At 67.4% G+C, this 19,401-nt stretch carries 21 protein-coding genes and 2 tRNA genes; 8 read left to right on the top strand and 15 right to left on the bottom strand.

All coding sequences use genetic code 11. The features are described from left to right. The first annotated feature begins 7 nt into the window (after positions 1-7). Positions 8-1,708 carry a Stk1 family PASTA domain-containing Ser/Thr kinase gene (gene pknB, locus OVA26_RS02645; protein WP_056225100.1) on the top strand — a complete coding sequence of 567 codons (1,701 nt, stop codon included), beginning with the start codon at positions 8-10 and terminating at the stop codon, positions 1,706-1,708. Here the strand turns inward: pknB and OVA26_RS02640 are convergent. From OVA26_RS02640 to OVA26_RS02630, 3 genes are read right to left on the bottom strand one after another with little or no spacing between them, the layout of a single operon-like run. Continuing rightward, positions 1,680-2,336: an anthranilate synthase component II gene (locus OVA26_RS02640; protein ID WP_268102868.1), complete on the bottom strand. Its 657-nt coding sequence runs from the start codon at positions 2,334-2,336 to the stop codon at positions 1,680-1,682. The two genes, pknB and OVA26_RS02640, sit on opposite strands and share 29 nt — an antisense overlap. After that, positions 2,333-2,488: a hypothetical protein gene (locus OVA26_RS02635; RefSeq protein ID WP_164481586.1), complete on the bottom strand. Its 156-nt coding sequence runs from the start codon at positions 2,486-2,488 to the stop codon at positions 2,333-2,335. Before OVA26_RS02635 ends, OVA26_RS02640 begins: the two co-directional genes overlap by 4 nt. Then, entirely contained in the window at positions 2,488-3,282 is a 795-nt protein-coding gene (locus tag OVA26_RS02630) for a class E sortase (protein ID WP_268102867.1), read from the bottom strand. Before OVA26_RS02630 ends, OVA26_RS02635 begins: the two co-directional genes overlap by 1 nt. A gap of 54 nt (positions 3,283-3,336) precedes the next feature. Here OVA26_RS02630 and OVA26_RS02625 point away from each other — a divergent pair, with 54 nt between their 5' ends. Beyond that, positions 3,337-3,576 (top strand): cell division protein CrgA, encoded by a 240-nt coding sequence (locus OVA26_RS02625; RefSeq protein ID WP_094735171.1) that lies wholly within the window; start codon positions 3,337-3,339, stop codon positions 3,574-3,576. Positions 3,577-3,627: 51 nt separating this feature from the next. Here OVA26_RS02625 and OVA26_RS02620 read toward each other — a convergent pair whose 3' ends face one another. Both OVA26_RS02620 and OVA26_RS02615 read right to left on the bottom strand, forming a co-directional pair. Then, complete coding sequence (locus OVA26_RS02620) at positions 3,628-4,554, bottom strand: rhomboid family intramembrane serine protease (RefSeq protein WP_268102866.1); 927 nt, start codon at positions 4,552-4,554, stop codon at positions 3,628-3,630. An 18-nt stretch (positions 4,555-4,572) separates the two neighbouring features. After that, positions 4,573-5,130, bottom strand: coding sequence for a peptidylprolyl isomerase (locus OVA26_RS02615; protein ID WP_056225086.1), 558 nt, complete (start codon positions 5,128-5,130; stop codon positions 4,573-4,575). Between the two features lie 100 nt (positions 5,131-5,230). On the opposite strand from OVA26_RS02615, the gene OVA26_RS02610 reads away from it, so the two are divergent. After that, entirely contained in the window at positions 5,231-5,803 is a 573-nt protein-coding gene (locus tag OVA26_RS02610; RefSeq protein WP_056225083.1) for a hypothetical protein, read from the top strand. After that, a complete protein-coding gene (locus OVA26_RS02605) occupies positions 5,800-6,273 on the top strand; it encodes an aminoacyl-tRNA deacylase (RefSeq protein WP_268102865.1) in 474 nt (157 codons plus the stop codon). Before OVA26_RS02610 ends, OVA26_RS02605 begins: the two co-directional genes overlap by 4 nt. Positions 6,274-6,276: 3 nt before the next feature. On the opposite strand, the gene OVA26_RS02600 is transcribed toward OVA26_RS02605, so the two are convergent. Then, positions 6,277-6,708 (bottom strand): NUDIX hydrolase, encoded by a 432-nt coding sequence (locus OVA26_RS02600; RefSeq protein ID WP_074694506.1) that lies wholly within the window; start codon positions 6,706-6,708, stop codon positions 6,277-6,279. A 76-nt stretch (positions 6,709-6,784) separates the two neighbouring features. Here OVA26_RS02600 and OVA26_RS02595 point away from each other — a divergent pair, with 76 nt between their 5' ends. Then, entirely contained in the window at positions 6,785-8,047 is a 1,263-nt protein-coding gene (locus tag OVA26_RS02595; protein WP_268102864.1) for an acyltransferase family protein, read from the top strand. Positions 8,048-8,104: 57 nt separating this feature from the next. Here the strand turns inward: OVA26_RS02595 and OVA26_RS02590 are convergent. The 9 genes from OVA26_RS02590 to dnaA all read right to left on the bottom strand — a co-directional run bounded on the left by OVA26_RS02590 (position 8,105) and on the right by dnaA (position 18,267). Continuing rightward, positions 8,105-8,177 (bottom strand) — tRNA-Ala (locus OVA26_RS02590). Between the two features lie 13 nt (positions 8,178-8,190). Beyond that, positions 8,191-8,264: transfer RNA gene (locus OVA26_RS02585), tRNA-Ile, on the bottom strand. A gap of 65 nt (positions 8,265-8,329) precedes the next feature. Next, complete coding sequence (locus OVA26_RS02580) at positions 8,330-8,731, bottom strand: DUF3566 domain-containing protein (protein WP_056225075.1); 402 nt, start codon at positions 8,729-8,731, stop codon at positions 8,330-8,332. Continuing rightward, positions 8,728-11,358, bottom strand: a complete 2,631-nt coding sequence (gyrA, locus tag OVA26_RS02575) for a DNA gyrase subunit A (RefSeq protein ID WP_268102863.1) — start codon at positions 11,356-11,358, stop codon at positions 8,728-8,730. The genes OVA26_RS02580 and gyrA overlap by 4 nt, the downstream gene beginning before the upstream one ends. Positions 11,359-11,405: 47 nt before the next feature. Continuing rightward, positions 11,406-13,439 carry a DNA topoisomerase (ATP-hydrolyzing) subunit B gene (gene gyrB, locus OVA26_RS02570; RefSeq protein ID WP_056225069.1) on the bottom strand — a complete coding sequence of 678 codons (2,034 nt, stop codon included), beginning with the start codon at positions 13,437-13,439 and terminating at the stop codon, positions 11,406-11,408. A 119-nt stretch (positions 13,440-13,558) separates the two neighbouring features. Continuing rightward, positions 13,559-14,047, bottom strand: coding sequence for a DUF721 domain-containing protein (locus OVA26_RS02565; protein WP_144783625.1), 489 nt, complete (start codon positions 14,045-14,047; stop codon positions 13,559-13,561). Further along, the gene (recF, locus tag OVA26_RS02560) at positions 14,040-15,194 is read right to left on the bottom strand and encodes a DNA replication/repair protein RecF (protein ID WP_268102862.1); all 1,155 of its coding nucleotides are present in this window, start codon (positions 15,192-15,194) and stop codon (positions 14,040-14,042) included. The genes OVA26_RS02565 and recF overlap by 8 nt, the downstream gene beginning before the upstream one ends. 45 nt (positions 15,195-15,239) lie before the next feature. Continuing rightward, entirely contained in the window at positions 15,240-16,391 is a 1,152-nt protein-coding gene (dnaN, locus tag OVA26_RS02555) for a DNA polymerase III subunit beta (protein WP_268102861.1), read from the bottom strand. 451 nt (positions 16,392-16,842) lie between these two features. Beyond that, the gene (dnaA, locus tag OVA26_RS02550) at positions 16,843-18,267 is read right to left on the bottom strand and encodes a chromosomal replication initiator protein DnaA (protein WP_268102860.1); all 1,425 of its coding nucleotides are present in this window, start codon (positions 18,265-18,267) and stop codon (positions 16,843-16,845) included. 295 nt (positions 18,268-18,562) lie between these two features. On the opposite strand from dnaA, the gene rpmH reads away from it, so the two are divergent. Genes rpmH through yidD form a run of 3 tightly spaced genes read left to right on the top strand, consistent with a single transcriptional unit; the run spans position 18,563 to position 19,400 of the window. Continuing rightward, complete coding sequence (gene rpmH, locus OVA26_RS02545) at positions 18,563-18,700, top strand: 50S ribosomal protein L34 (protein ID WP_013584598.1); 138 nt, start codon at positions 18,563-18,565, stop codon at positions 18,698-18,700. 8 nt (positions 18,701-18,708) lie between these two features. Further along, positions 18,709-19,047, top strand: a complete 339-nt coding sequence (gene rnpA, locus OVA26_RS02540) for a ribonuclease P protein component (RefSeq protein WP_056225054.1) — start codon at positions 18,709-18,711, stop codon at positions 19,045-19,047. Beyond that, positions 19,044-19,400 carry a membrane protein insertion efficiency factor YidD gene (gene yidD / locus OVA26_RS02535; protein ID WP_268102859.1) on the top strand — a complete coding sequence of 119 codons (357 nt, stop codon included), beginning with the start codon at positions 19,044-19,046 and terminating at the stop codon, positions 19,398-19,400. The genes rnpA and yidD overlap by 4 nt, the downstream gene beginning before the upstream one ends. Position 19,401 lies beyond the last annotated feature (1 nt).

Raw genomic sequence — 19,401 nt, 5'->3', positions numbered from 1 at the left:
TCCACCCGTGACCACTGAGACGCGCGTCCTTTCCGGGCGCTACCGCGTCGACGACCTCATCGGTCGCGGCGGCATGGCCAGCGTCTATCGCGGGTACGACCAGACGCTCGGGCGCACGGTCGCGATCAAGGTCCTGAAGGCCGATCTGGCGGGCGACGCCGCTTTCCGCACGCGGTTCCGGCTCGAGGCGCAGGCGGCCTCGCGCATGGCCCACCCCACGATCGTGCGGGTCTTCGACGCGGGTGAGGACGTCGAGACGGGCGTCGACGGCCACGAGCGCCCGGTTCCGTACATCGTCATGGAACTCGTGCACGGCCGTCTGCTCAAGGACGTCATCGCCGAGGGGCCCGTGCCCACCGATGACGCGCTGCGGTACGTCGACGGCATCCTGGAGGCTCTGGAGTACTCGCACCGTGCCGGCGTCGTGCACCGCGACATCAAGCCCGGAAACGTGATGATCACCGACTCCGGACGCGTCAAGGTGATGGACTTCGGCATCGCCCGCGCGGTGTCCGACTCCTCGTCCACGGTCGCCGAGACCACGGCCATCGTCGGCACGGCGGCGTACTTCTCGCCCGAGCAGGCCAAGGGCGAGTCCGTCGACGCCCGCGCCGACCTCTACTCCACGGGCGTCGTGCTGTACGAGCTCCTCACGGGTCGACCCCCGTTCCGCGGCGACACCCCCGTGGCCGTCGCCTACCAGCACGTCAGCGAGGCCCCGGTCCCGCCCAGCGAGATCGTCGAGACGGTACCTCGCGCGCTCGACGCCATCGTCCTCCGCGCCCTCGCGAAGGACCCGTTCCAGCGCCCGCAGGACGCCGCGAGTTTCCGCGAAGCCCTCGACGAGACCGTCGACGGCAAGGGCCCCACCAAGCGCCAGATGTCGGCGCTGTCGAACGAACTGTACGGTCCGAACCCGCGTCAAGCGGCTGAGACCGCGCGTTCGCTGCGGCAGCTCAGCACCGACACCACGATGCGCCGCACGCAGCCCGGCCCCCCGGTGGCCTGGATCTGGGCGGGCGTGACCGTGCTCGCCGTGCTCCTCGTGGCCGTCCTCATCTGGGTCATGCAGATCCAGCCGAGCAACGACGTGCCCACCAGCGCATACACGGTCCCCAACGTCGTCGACATGTCGTACGACCGCGCGGTCGAGACGCTCGAGGGCCAGCAGCTGACCACCAGTCGCGTGAACGAGTCCGACGAGAAGGTCGCCGCCGGAAATGTCGTGAGCACGGTCCCCGAGGCCGGGACGAATGTCACCGCCGGGCAGAGGATCACGGTCTACGTCTCGACCGGACCCGATACGGCCACGGTTCCGACCCTCGACGGGATCACCGAGAGCGAGGCGCGGACAGCGCTGCAGAACGCGGGACTGTCGGTCGGCTCGATCCGCCGCCAGGATGATCCCGCTCTCGCCGCCGGAACGATCATCTCCTCGAGCGTCGAGTCGGGTGCCGAGGTCGCGAAGGGCACCACGGTGAACCTCGTGGTCGCCAGCGGACAGGTGGTCATCGTCGACTACACCGGCTACACCCTCGAGGCGGCCCAGCGCGAGCTGGAGTCCGACGCGAAGCAATTGACGGTCAAGACGCAGCAGGATCCCGGCTGCAAGGCCGCGACGCCCCCGACGGTCAAGACGCAGTCTCTCGCCCCGGGTGAGGTCCCGGTGCACAGCGAGATCACGCTGACGGTGTGTTCGGGCGCCTGACACCGCGCGGGTGAAGTCGGGAGCCGCGTGCAGCGGCGCCCGAAAGTCCGGCGTTCTCGAGCCAGCGGCCGAGCAGCACATGTCCGCCCTCGGTCAGCACGCTCTCGGGGTGGAATTGCACGCCCTCGATCGGCGCGGTCCGGTGCCGGAGGCCCATCACCACTCCTGCGTCGGTCCGCGCCGTCACCTCCAGCTCCGCCGGGAGCGACTCCGCGTCGACGGAGAGCGAGTGGTAGCGGGTGGCGACGAAGCCGTCGGGAAGATCGGCGAACACCCCGTCTCCCCCGTGCCGGATGACGCTCGTGATCCCGTGCAGCAGTTCCGGCGCGTGTCCGACGCGTCCGCCGAACGCCGTCGCGATGGCCTGATGTCCGAGACAAACTCCCAGGAGAGGGATGCCGGCACCCAGCGCCGCGTGCACCACGGCGACCGAGTGCCCGGCGTCGTCGGGGTGACCGGGGCCGGGTGAGACGAGGATCGCCTGTGCGTCACGCACGGCGAGATCCGGCAGCCCGGGATCGTCCGCTTCGATCAGGACGGTATCGGCTCCGAGGTCTCGGACGTAGCCGGCGAGGGTGTGGACGAAGCTGTCGCGATTGTCGACGACGACGACGCGCCAGGGACTCACTCGACCGTGACCTCTTGGGGATAGACGAGGTCGCTCACCCAGGGGAAGACGTAGAAGAACAGACCGTACAGAACGGCCGCGAGCAGCACCAGGACGATCAGCAGACGCACCCACCACGGACCGGGGAGGACGCGCCACAGGGCTCCGTACATCAGGCTGCTCCAGAGGTCAGAGACGTCGGCGGACCGGCGTCGGTCCGCGGGGTGAAGGACTCGAACACGCCGTAGCCGATCGCTCTCTCCGAGAAGCCGTAGCGCGGGCTGCAGGTGGTCATCGTGATGACGCGGTCCGTCGCCTCGATCTGCGGCTGCTGGGGTGTCGGCAGGAGGACGTTCACGCCGTCGGGACGCACGTATTCGATGTTGCGGAACCGGTAGGTGTACCACCCGCCCTCGGTCTCGACGACGATGGCATCGCCGATGCGCAACGACGGCAGGTCCGCGAACGGCGCCCCGTGGCTGCCGCGGTGGCCGGCGATGGCGAAATTGCCCACCTGCCCGGGCATGGCGGAGTCAGGGTAGTGACCGAGGCCGATCGGATCGAGGGTGCGGGACGAGCTGACTCCCCCGGCGACCGGGAAGTGGTAGTCAGGGCCGAGGCGCGGGATGTAGACGACGCCGAAGATCTGCGCGTCTTCCGCTTGCTCGAGGGCGGGCGGGTCGGCCGTGGGGGGTGCCGCCGGCTGAGCGGGAGCGGTCGTCGTGGGCAGGGGCGCCGACGGCGGCGGATTGGTGGCCCACTGCTCGCTGATCTCTCTGCCCTGATCCTTGAACTGCGCGCCGATGATGGCGTCGCCGATCCAGAGCTGCCAGACGACGAAGAGCAGGACGAGAACGCCCGCGGTGACCAGCAGATCACCGATGACCCCGATCACGGACACCCGCCGGCGCGGAGCGCGACCGCGCCGTGATCCCCGGCGGGTCTGCGGCTGGTCGACGGTCTGCACGGGGGCAGTCTAGTTCCGCGGGATCACGCGCACCTGACCGTTAGACTGTCCGGCATGGCTCGAACTGGCAAAGGCGAAGACCCGATCGCTGAGCGCAACGAAGGCGGATCGGCTCCGAACCCGGTGTGGTTCCTGCCCATCATGATCGGCCTCATGCTCATCGGCCTCGTGTGGGTGTTGGTGTTCTATCTCAGCAACTCGCAGTTCCCGATCCCCGGCATCGGTCCGTGGAACCTCGTGATCGGCTTCGGCATCGCGTTCGTCGGGTTCCTCATGACCACGAAATGGCGCTGACTTACACCCGTGTAATTCATCCCCACCTGTGGATGAGGCTGTGGATAACTCTCAGACGTAGAACACAGCCGGGATCGCGAGCAGTGCGATCAGGAGCACGCTGATAACGACGAGCAGGACGATCTGCACCCGCTTCTGCGTCGCCGCGCGCGTTCGCGCGTAGATCAGCCCGACGCCGGCGCCGGTGATCAGTCCGCCCAGGTGCGCCTGCCACGAGATCCCCACCGCGGCGAGCGAGCCCGCGAAGTCGCCCGACCCGATCGCGTTGATGCCGGCGATCGCGAACGGCCACGCGAAGTTGATGGTGATCAGCACGGCGATGACGCGGATGTCCGCGCCGATGTGGCGTCCGATCACGAGCAGGGCACCGAAGAGCGCGAAGATCGCGCCGGACGCACCCACGGTCCACACCCCGGGGGCGAGGAGCGCGACGGCGACCGAGCCGCCGAGGGCACCGATCAGGTAGAGCGCCAGGAACCGCGCGCGACCGAGGAGCGGCTCGAGGCTGCGCCCGATGAACCAGAGCGCGAGCATGTTCAGGCCCACATGGAAGAACCCGCTGTGGACGAGGGCCACGGTGAACAAGCGCCACGGCTCGATGAAACCGGCCTGCGGCAGCACGTAGAGGCTGTTGAACGCGAGCAGGTTCGATACGACGCCGCCCACGCCCGGGATGAGCCCGATGATGTAGACCAGGCCCGTGACGGCGATGATGCCGAGGGTCATCTGCGGTCGGCCGGACGAGACGACCGACATGGGACGAGAGGCCCAGCGGCGCTGAGCTTTCTTCTGCGCCGGGGTCTGCGCGGCACGTTGCTGCGCCATGCACTCCGGGCAGATGACGCCGACGGCGGCGGGTGTGCGGCACTCCGAACACACGGTGCGCATGCACCGCTGGCACAGCACGAAGCTCTGCCGGTCGGGATGCCGGTAACAGAAGTTGTCGCTGTTGCGACGGAATTCCTCAGTCGTGGACACCCGCCGCCGCCTGAGAGGTCAGACCGAGACGACGTCGACCGACTGGAGCACGACGGGCTCGATCGGACGGTCGCCCGCGGCGGTGGGGACGGAGGCGATCTTGTCGACGACGGCCTTGGACGCGTCGTCGGCGACCTCGCCGAAGATCGTGTGCTTGCCCTGGAGCCACGGGGTCGGATCGGTCGTGATGAAGAACTGCGAGCCGTTGGTGCCCTCGGCCTGGCCGGTGATGGCGTTGCGGCGCAGACCGGCGTTGGCCATGGCCAGCTTGTAGGGCTGGGTGAAGTCGAGCTCGGGGCTGATCTCGTCGTTGAAGTTGTATCCGGGGCCACCGATGCCCTGACCGAGGGGGTCGCCGCCCTGGATCATGAAGTTGGGGATGATGCGGTGGAAGATGACGTCCTTGTACAGAGGACCCTCACCCTTGGCGCCCGTAGCCGGGTTCGTCCACTCCTGGGTTCCGTCGGAGAGCCCGACGAAGTTACGGACGGTGCGCGGAGCGTGGTCTCCGAACAGGTTGACGACGATGTCGCCGTGGTTGGTGTGCAGGGTCGCGACGGCGGTGTGGTTGGCCATGAGTACATTCTCTCAGAGTTATCTGCAAGGGTCGGCGGCGTCAGCGACCCGTTCTGGCAAGATGAACGAACGTACATCCCATCGACAGGGAGGATGAGCCGTGGGCCTCAGCCGCAAGAGCAAGAAGGAACTGCGCAAGCTCCAGAAGCACGCCGCGAAGGTGTGGGAGTCGCAGCAGGTGCTGCTGGGCGAGAGCGGGAAGGTCGCTCGTGAAGCCGGCCACCAGCTCGGTCGCTTCAGCCGCGAAGACCTCGTCCCCGCCGTGCAGGACGGGTACAACAAGTACGCCGCTCCGTACGTCGACAAGAGCGTGAAGTACAGCAACCGCTTCCTCAGCCACAAGGTGGTCCCCGCGGCCGGTGCCGTGGTCGGCGGAGCGATGTCGGTGTGGGACGCCGCGGGCGACACCCGTGACCGTCTCGCCAAGGGTCGCGGCTTCGAGCTCGACACCCACAAGTACGCCAAGCGTGCCGAGAAGTACGGCAAGCAGGCGTCGAAGCGTCTCGCCAAGAAGCTTCCCTCGCAGCACGACGGCATCGGCGCCGGCGGCGTCATCGCCATCATCCTGGGCGTGGTCGCCGCTGCCGGCGTCGCGTACGCCGCGTGGCAGACGCTGCGCGCCGACGACGAGCTGTGGGTGGCGGACGACCCGCTGCGCGCGCCGGACGCGTGAGCGATCCCACCATAAGAGTCAGAGAGGCCGCGCGAGAGCGCGGCCTCTCCGTCGATGTGCGCGAGCGTCGCGCGGCGTCGAGCCTCGACGAGGCGGCCGAGTTGCTCGGCATCCCCTCTGCCTCGATCGTGAAGACGCTGGTCGTCAAGCGTTCGGACGACACCTATCTGTTCGCGCTGGTCCCGGGCGATCGCGCCATCTCGTGGCCGAAGCTGCGCGCGGTGGTCGGCGTGAACAAGCTGCGCCTGCCCGAGCCCGAGCTGGCCCTCGCCGCGACGGGTTATGAACGGGGCACCATCGTTCCGATCGGCAGCTCGACCAACTGGCCCGTGTACGCCGACGAACGCATCGTCGGGTCGCGGATCGCCATGGGCGCGGGAGCGCACGGATACAGCTTGTTCGTCGACGCGGACGATCTGATCGCCGCCTACGGCGCGACGGTCGCCGACATCACCGCAGAACGCGCCTGAGGCTCACGAGCCGAGGATGCCGGCCATCCGCAGAGCCACGTCGACGAGCTGAACCCGCCGCAGCTTGCGGGTCGCGGCGAGGGTGAACCACTCCGCGCGATCGGTCGAACCGTCCTTCTCGAACCGCAGGCGACCGCCCACGACGCGAGCCCGATAGACGATCCGGAGCGCGTGCAGAGGGCCTGTGGCGCCGTCGGCGAGCCGCGCCTCGGCGGGGATGACCCGGGAGTGGATGCCGAGCAGCTCGTCGACCACGACACGGAACCCCGTCTCCTCGCGCACCTCCCGGCGCACCGCCTGGGCGGGGTCTTCACCGTCCTCGAGGCCGCCACCCGGCAGGGTCCACGCTCCCCGTCGTCCGTCGATCCAGTGGGCGAGCAGCACGCGGTCGTCTGCGTCGGTCACGACGGCGTACGCGGCCACGCGCATGTCCATGACCGAACTCTAGCGACGGGTTTCACCCGCGTGTCGGAGGTGACGACAGACGTCCGGGTCGCGCCACGATGGTCCCATGCGCACTGAGCTCTCTCCGTCGACGCCCGACGTCTCGCGCCGCGACCTCACGCTGGATCTCGCCCGCGTCACGGCCGTGTGCTTCGTGGTCGTCGTGCACCTGCTCCAGGTGGGCGTCGGTCGGGGTCCCGACGGCGCCATCGTGACCTCGCGACCCGCCGAGATGCAGCCGTGGTTCGACACCGCGACCTGGTTCGGGCAGATCATGCCGCTCTTCTTCGTCGTGGGCGGTTTCGCCTCCGCCGCCGGCTGGGCGACGTGGACGAGTCGGGGTGGCGACGCGCGCGGCTTCATCCGCTCCCGCGCTCTGCGCCTCGCGCAACCGGCGCTTCCGCTGTTCCTCGTCGTCGCGGCCGTCCTCGTGGTGGCCGCCCTCGTCGGGGTGGATCCGTCGCTCGTCGATGCCGCGGTGGTGGGAGTGGGGATGCCGCTGTGGTTCCTCGCGGCGTACCTGCTCTGCCAGGCCGTGGTTCCTCTCACGACGCACTGGCACGAGGTCGCGCCCCGCCGCACGCTCATGGCCTTTCTGGTCGCGGTGATCGCGGTCGACGCGCTGCGCTTCGCCTCGGGGGTCCAAGAGCTGGGGTACGCGAACCTGTTGTTCGTCTGGCCCCTGATCCAACAGCTGGGCTACTGGTACCGGGACGGATGGTTCGACCGCCGTTCGTCGCTGTCTCTTCTCGGTCTCGCGGCCGGCAGTTATCTCGTCGTCGGTGCCATCGTGGTCTGGGGGCCCTACTCGAACAACATGCTCGCCAACCTCAACCCGCCGACGCTCCCGCTCGTGCTGTTCGGTCTCGCGCAGGCCTGCCTGCTGCGTCTGGCCAAGCCCGTTCTCACCGCCCTGATGCGCACGAGGGTCGCCCAGGCAGTCGTGTTCGTGATCGGCTCCCGGCTGATGACGGTGTACCTGTGGCACCTGCCCGTCATCCTCATCGTCTCGGGTGTGGCCCTGCTGATCCCCGGCGCCGCACCGACCCCGGCGAGCCCGGAGTGGTGGGCGACCCGCCCTCTCGTCTTCGTCGCGACGGCCGTGGTGCTGTGGCTGCTCTCGCTGGTCCTCGTGCGGTTCGAGGCACTGGGGGAGCTGCCCCCGCCTCCGGGCGCTGTGTTGCTCGCGATCGCGTGGGTGTGTGCGTTCCTCCCGCCGTTCGCCGTCACGCTGGAGGGCATGAACACGGTGCTGGCGGTATCGGGAGCCGTGCTCTACGCGGTATCGGTGACTCTTCTCCGTGCCGGGCGACGTCGCGCCGCCGGCTGAGCCACGGGGGAAAGGCGAAGAGCCGGTCCTGAGGGACCGGCTCTTCGTTCTCGATTGTGGAGCCTAGGAGATTCGAACTCCTGACATCCTGCTTGCAAAGCAGGCGCTCTACCAGCTGAGCTAAGGCCCCGCGAGGGAAGGGGTGGGGCTACCAGGACTTGAACCTGGGACCTCTTCATTATCAGTGAAGCGCTCTAACCGCCTGAGCTATAGCCCCGTCTCGCTGACGTGATGTCAACCTCGAAGACTTTACCGGACTCGCGAGGTTTTGACGAATCGGCGTCAGTTCGAGGTGAACCCGACGAGAAGGCCACCGGTGACCTTCACCGCCAGGTTGTAGATACCCGCCATCACGGCGCCGAGCACGGTGACGATGACGAGGTTGAGGATGGCGACGATGGCGGCGAACGCCATCACCTGCGGCAGGCCCACGTACTGCGACAGGGTCGCCCCACCGTCGGTGAAGCTCGTGAAGAACTCATCGAGCTTCGTCAGCAGCGTCGCCGAGACGACGAGGTAGATGAGGAAGTACGACACGACGGTGACGATGGCCAGAGCGACCGCCGCCAGGAACGACAGCTTCACCGCCGACCAGAAGTCGATGTACACCAGACGCAGGCGGACCTGCTTGGCGGGGGTCTTGTGAGTCGACTTCTTGGCGAGCTTGTCGGCTACCGTGCTCATGCGTCAGTACTTTCCTCGGGGGTCTCGGAAGAGGAGGCGTCGGCCTCATCCGCGGAAGAAGCGGTGGGCTCCGTGATCGTCTCCGTCGTCTCGGTCAGGTTCCGCTCTGCGTTGCGGGCGATGGCGATGATCCTGTCATCACCTCCGGCTCGTGCGAACACGACACCCATGGTGTCGCGCCCCTTGGCGGGGACCTCGGCCACGGCAGAGCGTACCACCTTGCCGCTGGCAAGAACCACGAGGACCTCGTCGCCCTCCGACACCATCATTCCGCCCGCGAGCACCCCGCGGTCGTCGGTCAGACGGGCCACCTTGATGCCCAGACCGCCGCGATTCTGCATCCGGTATTCGGTGACGGCGGTGCGCTTGGCATAGCCTCCCTCGGTCACGACGAACACGAACTCGTCGTCCTTGGCGACGGATGCCGAGAGCAGGCTGTCGCCCTCGCGGAAGTCCATACCCTTCACGCCCGACGTCGACCGGCCCATGGGGCGCAACGCGCTGTCGGTGGCGGAGAAGCGCAGCGACTGCCCCAGGCGACTGATCAGGAGGATGTCGTCGCCCTCGTCGACCAGCATCGCGCTGACCAGCTCGTCGGCACCGCCCTGCTCGGCGTCGTCTGCGTCGTCCGCGACCTGGCCGCGGAGCTTGATGGCGATGACGCCGCCCTGGCGGTTCGTGTCGTACTCGTCGAGGCGGGTCTTCTTGACCAGACCGTTGCGCGTGGCGAGCACGAGGTACGTGGCGACGCTGTAGTCGCGGATGTCGAGGATCTGCGCGATCTCTTCGTCGGGCTGCAGCGCAAGCAGGTTCGCGACGTGCTGACCCTTCGCATCGCGCCCGGCCTCGGGGACCTCGTACGCCTTGGAGCGGTACACGCGGCCCTTGTTCGTGAAGAACAGCAGCCAGTGGTGGGTCGTGGTGACGAAGAAGTGCTCGACCACGTCGTCGGCGCGCAGCTGCGCACCCTTCACGCCCTTGCCGCCGCGGTGCTGCGAGCGATAGTTGTCGCTGCGCGTGCGCTTGATGTAGCCGTCGCGGGTGACGGTGACGACCATCTCTTCTTCGGCGATGAGGTCTTCGATCGAGACGTCGCCGTCGAACCCGTGCAGGATCTCGGTGCGACGGTCGTCGCCGAACCGGTCGACGATCGCCGTGAGCTCGTCGCGGATGATGGTGCGCTGGCGGGCGGGCGTGGCGAGGATGTCGTTGTAGTCCGCGATGCGGGCTTCGAGCTCGGTCGCCTCGTCGACGATCTTCTGGCGCTCGAGGGCGGCGAGACGACGCAGCTGCATGTCGAGGATCGCCTGCGCCTGGATGTCGTCGATGTCGAGGAGCTTCTGCAGCCCCTCGTTGGCATCCTGAGCAGTCGGCGAGCGACGGATGAGCGCGATGACCTCGTCGAGCGCGTCGAGCGCCTTGAGGTAGCCGCGCAGGATGTGCATGCGTTCTTCGGCCTTGCGCAGGCGGTAACGCGTGCGGCGGACGATGACTTCGACCTGGTGGTCGATCCACAGGCTGATGAAGCCGTCGAGCGAGAGCGTGCGCGGCACGCCGTCGACGATCGCCAGCATGTTGGCGCCGAAGTTCTCCTGCAGCTGGGTGTGCTTGTAGAGGTTGTTCAGCACGACCTTCGCGACCGCATCGCGCTTGAGCACGACGACCAGGCGCTGACCGGTGCGACCCGAGCTCTCGTCGCGGATGTCGGCGACGCCCGTGATCTTGCCCTCGCGGGCGAGGTCGCCGATCTTGACGGCGACGTTGTCGGGGTTGACCTGGTAGGGCAGCTCGGTGATCACGAGGCACGTGCGGCCCTGGATCTCTTCGATGTTGACCACGGCGCGCATCGTGATCGAGCCGCGCCCGGTGCGGTACGCGTCCTTGATGCCACGGGTACCGAGGATCTGGGCGTGCGTGGGGAAGTCGGGGCCGGGGATGCGCTCCATGAGCGCCTCGAGCAGCTCTTCGCGCGTGGCATCCGGGTTCTCGAGGGCCCAGAGGGCGCCGGCCGCGACCTCGCGCAGGTTGTGCGGCGGGATGTTCGTGGCCATGCCGACGGCGATGCCGACCGAGCCGTTGACCAGCAGGTTCGGGAAGCGCGCCGGCAGGACCGTGGGCTCCTGCGTCTGGCCGTCGTAGTTGTCCTCGAAGTCGACGGTCTCTTCTTCGATGTCGCGCACCATCTCGAGCGCGAGGGGGGCCATCTTGGTCTCGGTGTAACGCGGGGCGGCCGCGCCCTGGTTGCCGGGTGAGCCGAAGTTGCCCTGGCCGAGGGCCAGCGGGTAGCGCAGCGACCACGGTTGCACGAGACGCACGAGGGCGTCGTAGATCGGCGCGTCACCGTGCGGGTGGTAGTGCCCCATGACCTCGCCGACCACACGGGCGCACTTCGAGAACGACTTGTCGGGGCGGAAACCCCCGTCGTACATGCCGTAGATCACACGGCGGTGCACCGGCTTCAGACCGTCGCGGACGTCGGGAAGCGCGCGCCCGACGATGACGCTCATCGCGTAGTCGAGGTAGCTCCGCTGCATCTCGAGCTGCAGGTCGACCTGGTCGATCTTGCCGTGGTTGTGAGCGCTTTCTTCGCGCGCGTCGGCGGGCCCGGGAGTGGTGTCGTCAGCCATGTCTTCTCAGTTTCGTGAATACGTCGGAGCGAGATCTGTCGTGCGGATCAGATGTCGAGGAAGCGGACGTCTTTGGCGTTGCGCTGGATGAAGCTGCGACGCGACTCGACGTCTTCTCCCATCAGCACCGAGAAGATCTCGTCGGCCGATGCGGCGTCGTCGATGGTGACCTGCTTCAGCGTGCGGGTCTCGGGGTCCATCGTGGTCTCCCACAGCTCGTGATCGTTCATCTCGCCGAGACCCTTGTAGCGCTGGATGCCGTTGTCCTTGGGGATGCGGCGTCCGGAGGCCTGACCGTCGACGAGCATCGCGTCGCGCTCGCGGTCGCTGTACGCGTACTCGTGCGGGTGGTTCGACCACTTCAGGCGGTACAGCGGGGGTTGCGCGAGATAGACGAAGCCCGCCTCGATGAGTCCGCGCATGTAGCGGAAGAGCAGGGTCAGCAGCAGCGTGGTGATGTGCTGGCCGTCGACGTCGGCATCGGCCATGAGCACGATCTTGTGGTACCGGGCCTTGGCCATGTCGAAGTCTTCGCCGATGCCCGTGCCGAAGGCCTGGATCATCGCCTGCACTTCTTTGTTGCCCAGTGCGCGGTCGAGGCGCGCGCGCTCGACGTTGAGGATCTTGCCGCGCAGCGCCAGGATCGCCTGCGTGTGCGGGTCGCGACCCTGCACGGCGGAGCCGCCGGCCGAGTCACCCTCGACGAGGAAGATCTCGCTGATCGAGGGGTCTTTCGAGGTGCAGTCCTTGAGCTTGTCGGGCATCGCGGCCGACTCGAAGACGCTCTTGCGACGAGCGGTCTCGCGCGCTTTACGGGCGGCGAGGCGAGCCGTGGCGGCGTCGATCGCCTTGCGGATGATGTTCTTCGCCTGCGCCGGGTTGCGGTCGAACCAGTCGCCGAGCTTGTCGCCGACGACCTTCTGCACGTAGGCGCGGGCCTCGGTGTTGCCGAGCTTGGTCTTGGTCTGGCCCTCGAACTGCGGCTCCGACAGCTTCACCGAGATGACGGCGGTGAGACCTTCGCGGATGTCGTCGCCGGTGAGGTTGTCGTCTTTCTCTTTGAGTAGGTTGTTCGCGCGCGCGTAGCGGTTGACGAGAGTCGTCAGCGCGGCGCGGAAGCCCTCTTCGTGCGTTCCACCCTCGTGGGTGTTGATGGTGTTCGCGTAGGTGAAGACGTTCTCGGTGTACGCCGTCGTCCACTGCATGGCCAGCTCGAGCGCGATCTTGCGCTCGGTGTCCTCGGACTCGACCTCGATGATCTCGTCGTTGACCACGTCGGCCTTGCGCACGCGGTTGAGGTGCTCGACGTAGTCGACGAGGCCGCGCTCGTAGAGGAACGTGTCGTGGCGGGCGTCGGTGACCTCTTCACCCGGCTCGCCCTCGGTGATCAGCGACTGGGGGCGCTCGTCGCGCAGGCTGATGCGCAGACCCTTGTTGAGGAAGGCCATCTGCTGGAAGCGCGTGCGCAGCGTGTCGTAGTCGAAGTCGATGGTGTCGAAGATCGTGGCATCCGGCCAGAAGGTGATCGTCGTGCCGGTCGCGTCGCTCTCTTCGCCCTGCGCGAGGGGAGCGAGGGGCACGCCGCCGTCGCGGAACGACTGACGCCACACGTGACCCTGACGCTTGACCTCGACCTCGAGGCGCGTCGAGAGGGCGTTGACGACGGACGAGCCGACACCGTGCAGACCGCCCGAGACCGCGTAGCCGCCGCCGCCGAACTTGCCGCCGGCGTGCAGGACGGTGAGGACGACCTCGACGGTCGACTTGCCCTCGGTGCGGTGCATGTCAACCGGGATGCCGCGACCGTTGTCGACCACGCGCACAGCGCCATCGCTGAGGATCGTCACCTCGATGGTGTCGCAGTAGCCGGCGAGGGCCTCGTCGACGGAGTTGTCGACGATCTCCTGCACGAGGTGGTGCAGGCCGCGCTCACCGGTGGAGCCGATGTACATGCCCGGTCGCTTGCGGACCGCCTCGAGACCTTCGAGCACCTGGATGGCGTCTGCCCCGTACTCGTTGGGAACCTTCTTGCTGGTCGCTTCGGGTTCCTCGGAAACGCTGTCGGGGTTTTCGGACGTCATGGGTACGCGCGCTCCAGATCGGTTCGTCGGAACCTCCATCCTATCGCGGAAGGGCCTTCGAAATGGCTTGTACGCCCCAATGCGGGGATAAATCACGTCAAGCCGGGATCGACCATGGCTCAGCCGTAGGTATCGCGCGGACCGCGGCCTGGAACGGCTCTGGGCCCCCATTTCCAAGAGGGGACGTCGGGGCCCACGAACCGGATCGCCTCGACACCGGCATCGGGGAAGCGGCGGAGGATCTCCGAGAGGATCTGCGCGCGCATGAACTGCAGTTGCTTGGCCCACGCCGTGGAATCGGCCTGGACGGTGAGGGTTCCGCCGTCCAGGGCGACGGGACGTGTGTGCGCCGCGGTGTCGGCTCCGGCGACTTCGTCCCACGTGCGCACGAGGTCTTCGCGCGAGAGCTGGGGGTCCCATCCAGCGGACTTGGTGAGCGAGGACAGCACATCGCCCAACCCGCGCGGGTCCCGCCCCGGGGTGAACGGGGCGTTCTCGCCGTCGTCGGCGCGGCGTCGACGCTTCTTCTTGCGATACGGCGACGGCTCGAGACCGCGCAGACGCAGATACGTCGACATGGTCTCGGGGATCTCGGCGTCGTCACTCATCGTCGATGTCCCGAATGCGCCCGGCGTCGACGCGCACGACATGGGCGCGCAGCCCGTCGGGGACGTCTTCTTCGACGGCGGCGGTCACGATGACCTGCTCGTACCCGCCGGCGAGCTCCGCCAATCGCGTCCGGCGTCCGGCGTCGAGCTCGGCGAAGACGTCGTCGAGGATGAGGACGGGGTCTCCCAGCCGCGACTCCGCGCGCAGGATCTCAGCCGAGGCCAACCGCAGCGCGAGCGCGACGGACCACGATTCGCCGTGCGAGGCGTACCCCTTCACCGGTAGACCGCGCACGCGCAGCACGAGATCGTCGCGGTGGGGTCCGACCAGCGTGAGTCCGCGCTCGAGCTCGGCCGGTCGCTTCGCGGCAAGGGCCGCGCGGAACTGGTCGGCCAGCGGCTCGCTCGAGCCCGCACCATCGACCGCGTCGCCCTCTTCGGGGTCGCCCCCGCCGACCGAGAGCACCCACGACAGGCGCGGTTCGTGATCGGCGCCGGCGATCGCGGCGTACGCCCGGGCGACAGGATCGGAGAGATCGGATGCCAACGCGCTCCGCGCCTCGATCACCTCGGTGCCGAGGGTGACCAGCTTGTCGTCCCACACGTCGAGGGTGCTGAGCGCGTCACCGCGAAGACCGCGGGCGCGCGCCGACTTGAGCAGGGCGCTGCGCTGGCGCAGGACCCGCTCGTAGTCGCCGAGGACGGCGGCCATGCGCGGGGTGCGCTGCACGATCAGCTGATCCGCGAAGCGACGACGAGCGGACGGATCTCCGCGGACGATCTGCAGGTCCTCGGGAGCGAACAGGACCACCTGCGCGTAGCGGGGAAGCTCCGATGTGCGCACAGTGACGCCGTTGACCCGCGCCTTGTTGGCGCCCTGGCGATTGAGCTGCAGCTCCAGGAGCACGCTCCGCTCGCCGTGGGCCAGTCGCGCGCGCACGATCGCGGCATCCGTTCCGTCTTTGACGAGGGGCGCGTCGTTCGAGACGCGATGCGAGCCGAGGGTGGCCAGATACGCGACAGCTTCGACGAGATTCGTCTTGCCCTGACCGTTGCGACCGACGAAGACGTTCGCTCCCGGAGAGAGCGAGACGTCGGCTTCCGCGTAATTGCGGAAGTCCTTCAGTCCCAGCTGCTCCACGATCACCGAGTCAGACTACCCGCCACCTCCGACACGGCAGCGAGACGCAGCTCAGCGGAGGAGGAGGTTGGGCTGCAGGAGGTACTTGAAGGTCCCCTCGCCGCCCTTCTCGACCGACGTCTGCGGAGTGACCAGCACGGGACTGAGCTTGTTCGCGTTGTCGCTCGAGGTGAAGGTGATGCGCGTGAACTCGCTGCGCACGGCACCCAGCGACTCGATCAGGTACTGCGGGTTGAGACCGAGGGTGACCTCGTCGCCGACGAGCGTCGCGTCGACCGACTCGGTGGCGCGAGCCTGCTCGGTGCCGGACGCATCCATCGAGACGCCGTCGGGACCGAACGTGAAGCGCAGCGGCGCAGAGCGGTCGAGAACGAGCGCGACGCGACGGACGGCTTCGATCAGCTCCGCGGTGTTGACCACGCTGTGGTGCTCGGTCTGCGCGGGGAACAGGCGACGGACCGGCGGGAAGTTGCCCTTGATCAGCAGCGAGGTGACGGTCTTGTTGCCCGACGAGAAGGCGATGATCTCGCGATCTCCCGAACCCGAGAACGCGATCGAGATGTCGCCACCGTGGGCGAAGGTCTTACCGACCTCCTGGAGAGTACGGGCCGGCACGAGGGCCGAGGTGGGCTCCTCGGATGCCGCGGCACCGCCGTCCCACGGGATCTCGCGCAGGGCGACGCGGTAGCGGTCGGTCGCGACCAGGCTCAGCCGCGTGCCGGAGACCTCGAGCTGCACACCCGTGAGGACGGGCGTGACGTCGTCGCGCGACGCCGCGAAGGCGACCTGGGCGATGGCCGTGGCGAACTCGTCGGCCGGCACGAGGCCGGATTCTCCGGTGACCTCGGGGATGGCGGGGTATTCCTGCACCGGCATGGAGGCGAGCGTGAATCGCGCCGATCCGCACGTGAGCAGGATGCCACCGTCGTCGTCGACGGCGATCTGGATGGGTGCGTTCGGCAGACGGCTGGCGATGTCGCTGAGGAGGCGGCCGTGGACCAGGATCGTGCCCGGCTCGTCGACGGTCGCTTCGATCGTCGTCCGCGCGGATGCTTCGTAGTCGAAGGCGGCGAGGGTGAGGCCCTGCTCGTTGGCCTCGATCAGCACACCGGCCAGGATCGGCTGCGGATTGCGCTGCGGCAGGAGCTTGACCACGAACGAGACGGCTTCGCTGAACACATCGCGATTGACGTGGAACTTCACGGGTGCTCCCTTGACGGCGGGTATGGCTTACCCATGCTAGTGCCCACGTCCGACCGAGCCTGTCGACCGACGTCTCCACGGCGAGGTCATCGAATCTCTCTTAACAATGATTTGGAATCTTCATCTTGTTAACAGCTGTGGAGAGTGTGGATAACTCTCGACACGCCTGTTAACAGCAGGGATGTCGGGCTCTGTTAACTGTGGAGGAGCTGCGGACAGCCTGGGCACTTAACGCGTCGGGGTCGCGGGGGCGGTCGCCCGTCTTCCACAGTGTTAACAGCGCAGTGCACAGATCATCCCGAGGAAAACAGAGTTATCCACAGGTTTTCCACACTGTGCAGAACCTCGGTGAAAACTGCCGCTGAGCACCCTGCAGGACCTGATCAGGGGCCGAAAAAGAGAAAGGGGCCCGAACCACGATCGTGGTCGGACCCCTTCCGCAGACGGGCGCTCAGCGCATGCGTCCGAGTTGACTCGTGATCTCGGACACCTGGTTGAAGATCGATCGGCGCTCCTTCATGAGGTCGCTGATCTTCTTGTAGGCGTACATCACGGTCGTGTGGTCGCGGTTGCCGAAGAGCTGACCGATCTTCGGCAGTGACAGGCTCGTGCGCTCGCGGCACAGGTACATGGCGATCTGGCGGGCGGTGGCCACGGCCTGGGAGCGGCTCGATCCGTACAGGTCGTCCACCGACAGCTTGAAGTACTGAGCGGTCGCCGTGATGATGTCGGTCGGCGAGATCACGTTCGCGTCGTCCTGATCGATGATGTCGCGCAGCACCGTCTGCGCCAGGGACATGTCGAGCGTCGAGCGGTTGAGGCTCGCGAACGCCGAGACACGGATGAGGGCGCCCTCGAGTTCACGGATGTTCGACGACACCACCGTGGCGATGTATTCGAGCACGTCGTCCGGGATCAGCAGGCGCTCGCTCTGGGCCTTCTTACGCAGGATCGCGATGCGGGTCTCGAGGTCGGGTGCCTGCACGTCGGTGATCAGGCCCCACTCGAAGCGACTCCGCATGCGGTCTTCGAAGCCGGTGAGCTGCTTCGGCGGGAGGTCGCTGGTGATGACGACCTGCTTGTCGTGATCGTGCAGCGTGTTGAAGGTGTGGAAGAACGCTTCCTGCGTCTCGGCGCGACCCTGCAGGAACTGGATGTCGTCGATCAGGAGGATGTCGACGTCGCGGTAGCGCGCTTGGAACGCAGAGCCTCGGTTGTTGGCGATCGAGTTGATGAAGTCGTTCGTGAACTCCTCGCTCGACACGTAGCGGACACGGATGCCGGCATACATGCTCGCGGCGTAGTCGCCGATTGCGTGGAGGAGGTGGGTCTTGCCGAGCCCGGAGTCCCCGTAGATGAACAGCGGGTTGTACGCCTTCGCCGGAGCCTCGGCCACGGCGACCGCGGCGGCGTGGGCGAAGCGGTTGGACTGGCCGATGACGAAATTGTCGAAGGTGTACTTCGGGTTGAGGCGCGTGTCGTTGCGGGACGCGGGAACGATCGGCTCGGGTGCCTGCTCTGTGAGGGCGGCGTGCGTGGGGGCGGCCGGTATCGCGCGCTCTTCACTCGGCGCCGCCGACGAGCTGCGCTGGGTCTCGATGACGTCGGGGTTGACGACGACTCGGAACGTGCCGATCTGCGGGTCGTCTCCCTGTACTTGGGCGAGCGCCTCGAGGATGGGGGCGCGCATGCGTTTGTTGAACTGCGCCGCGGTCAGATCGTTCGGCACGTCGAGATAGAGCGTCCCGCCCATCACACCCTGCGGAACGGCGAGGTTCAAGAAGCCGTGGAGTTGCGGGGTGACGCGATCATCGGTGAGAAGCTGGTCCAGCACGGACGACCAGACGGGCACATCCGGTGCTTCGTGCAGAGACATATCCCCTCCGGGATCTTGACGCGACGGGAGATCGACGTGTCGCGTCGAACCTGTGGATAACTTCCGGGGCCACGCTAGTTCGCGGCTCAGTCGGAGCAAAATCCACTGTAGGACTCGGTCGCGTGTCTTTGCCACGCTTGTGGACAACGCCTGGGGATAATGGGCGGTCGCGTTCTCGGTTTGAGTTAACGCCGCTCGCGACGTAGCCTTAGTCGGTTGACTTATGCCTATACGGCAGTCCCGACCCCCGTCCCCGGCAGAAGAGCATCGGGCGACATCACCTCCGGAGTGACCCATGAGCAAGCGCACCTTCCAGCCCAACAACCGCCGCCGCGCCAAGAAGCACGGCTTCCGCGCCCGTATGCGTACGCGCGCCGGCCGTGGCATCCTCGCGGCCCGTCGCGCCAAGGGCCGCACCGAGCTCTCGGCCTGACAGCCCCGGTGCTCGCGAAGCCGAACCGACTCACCCGCGGATCGGACTACAAAGCCACGGTCCGACGGGGCACTCGCTGTGCCGGAGCGCACACCGTGACCTACGTCGGAACCTCGGCCGAAAGTGGTTCGCCCCGGTTCGGCTTCATCGTGAGCCGCCAGGTCGGCTCCGCGGTCACCCGCAACACCATTCGCCGCCGCCTCAAGGCGGTGTGCGCCGAGGCGCTCCCGTCTGTTCGCGGGGGCGCCTCGATTGTCATCCGTGCGCTGCCTTCGGCGGCGACCGTCGACTATCCGACGCTTCGCGCCGATGTGGTGCGGTGCCTCGAACGAAAAGCATCGGTATGAGCGCTTCGACTCTCCCGACCTCCGCCACGGGGGCTGGCCGTCTCTCGGCCGACGGTGTCGTGGCATCCATCCCGCTCCTCCCCCGCAACGCGGGGCTGGCGTTGTTGCACGCGTATCGAGCGACCATCTCGCACGTCTACGGCGACGTGTGCAAGTACTACCCGTCCTGCTCCGCCTATTCGGTGGGCGCCGTGCAGCAGCATGGACTCGTGAAGGGCATCGCGTTCACCGCGGCCCGTCTCGCACGCTGCCATCCCTGGGCTCAGGGTGGCATCGACGACGTCCGTCCTCATCGGGCCTTCCGCCACGAACTCACTCGGCACGGATTCGTCGTGCCCTCCCGAAAGGACTGAT

This window comes from Microbacterium sp. SL62, from assembly GCF_026672635.1.
Classification (GTDB): Bacteria; Actinomycetota; Actinomycetes; order Actinomycetales; family Microbacteriaceae; genus Microbacterium; species Microbacterium testaceum_A.
The sequence above is the reverse complement of the archived record's forward strand: the minus strand, read 5'-3'. Positions and strand labels throughout refer to the sequence as shown.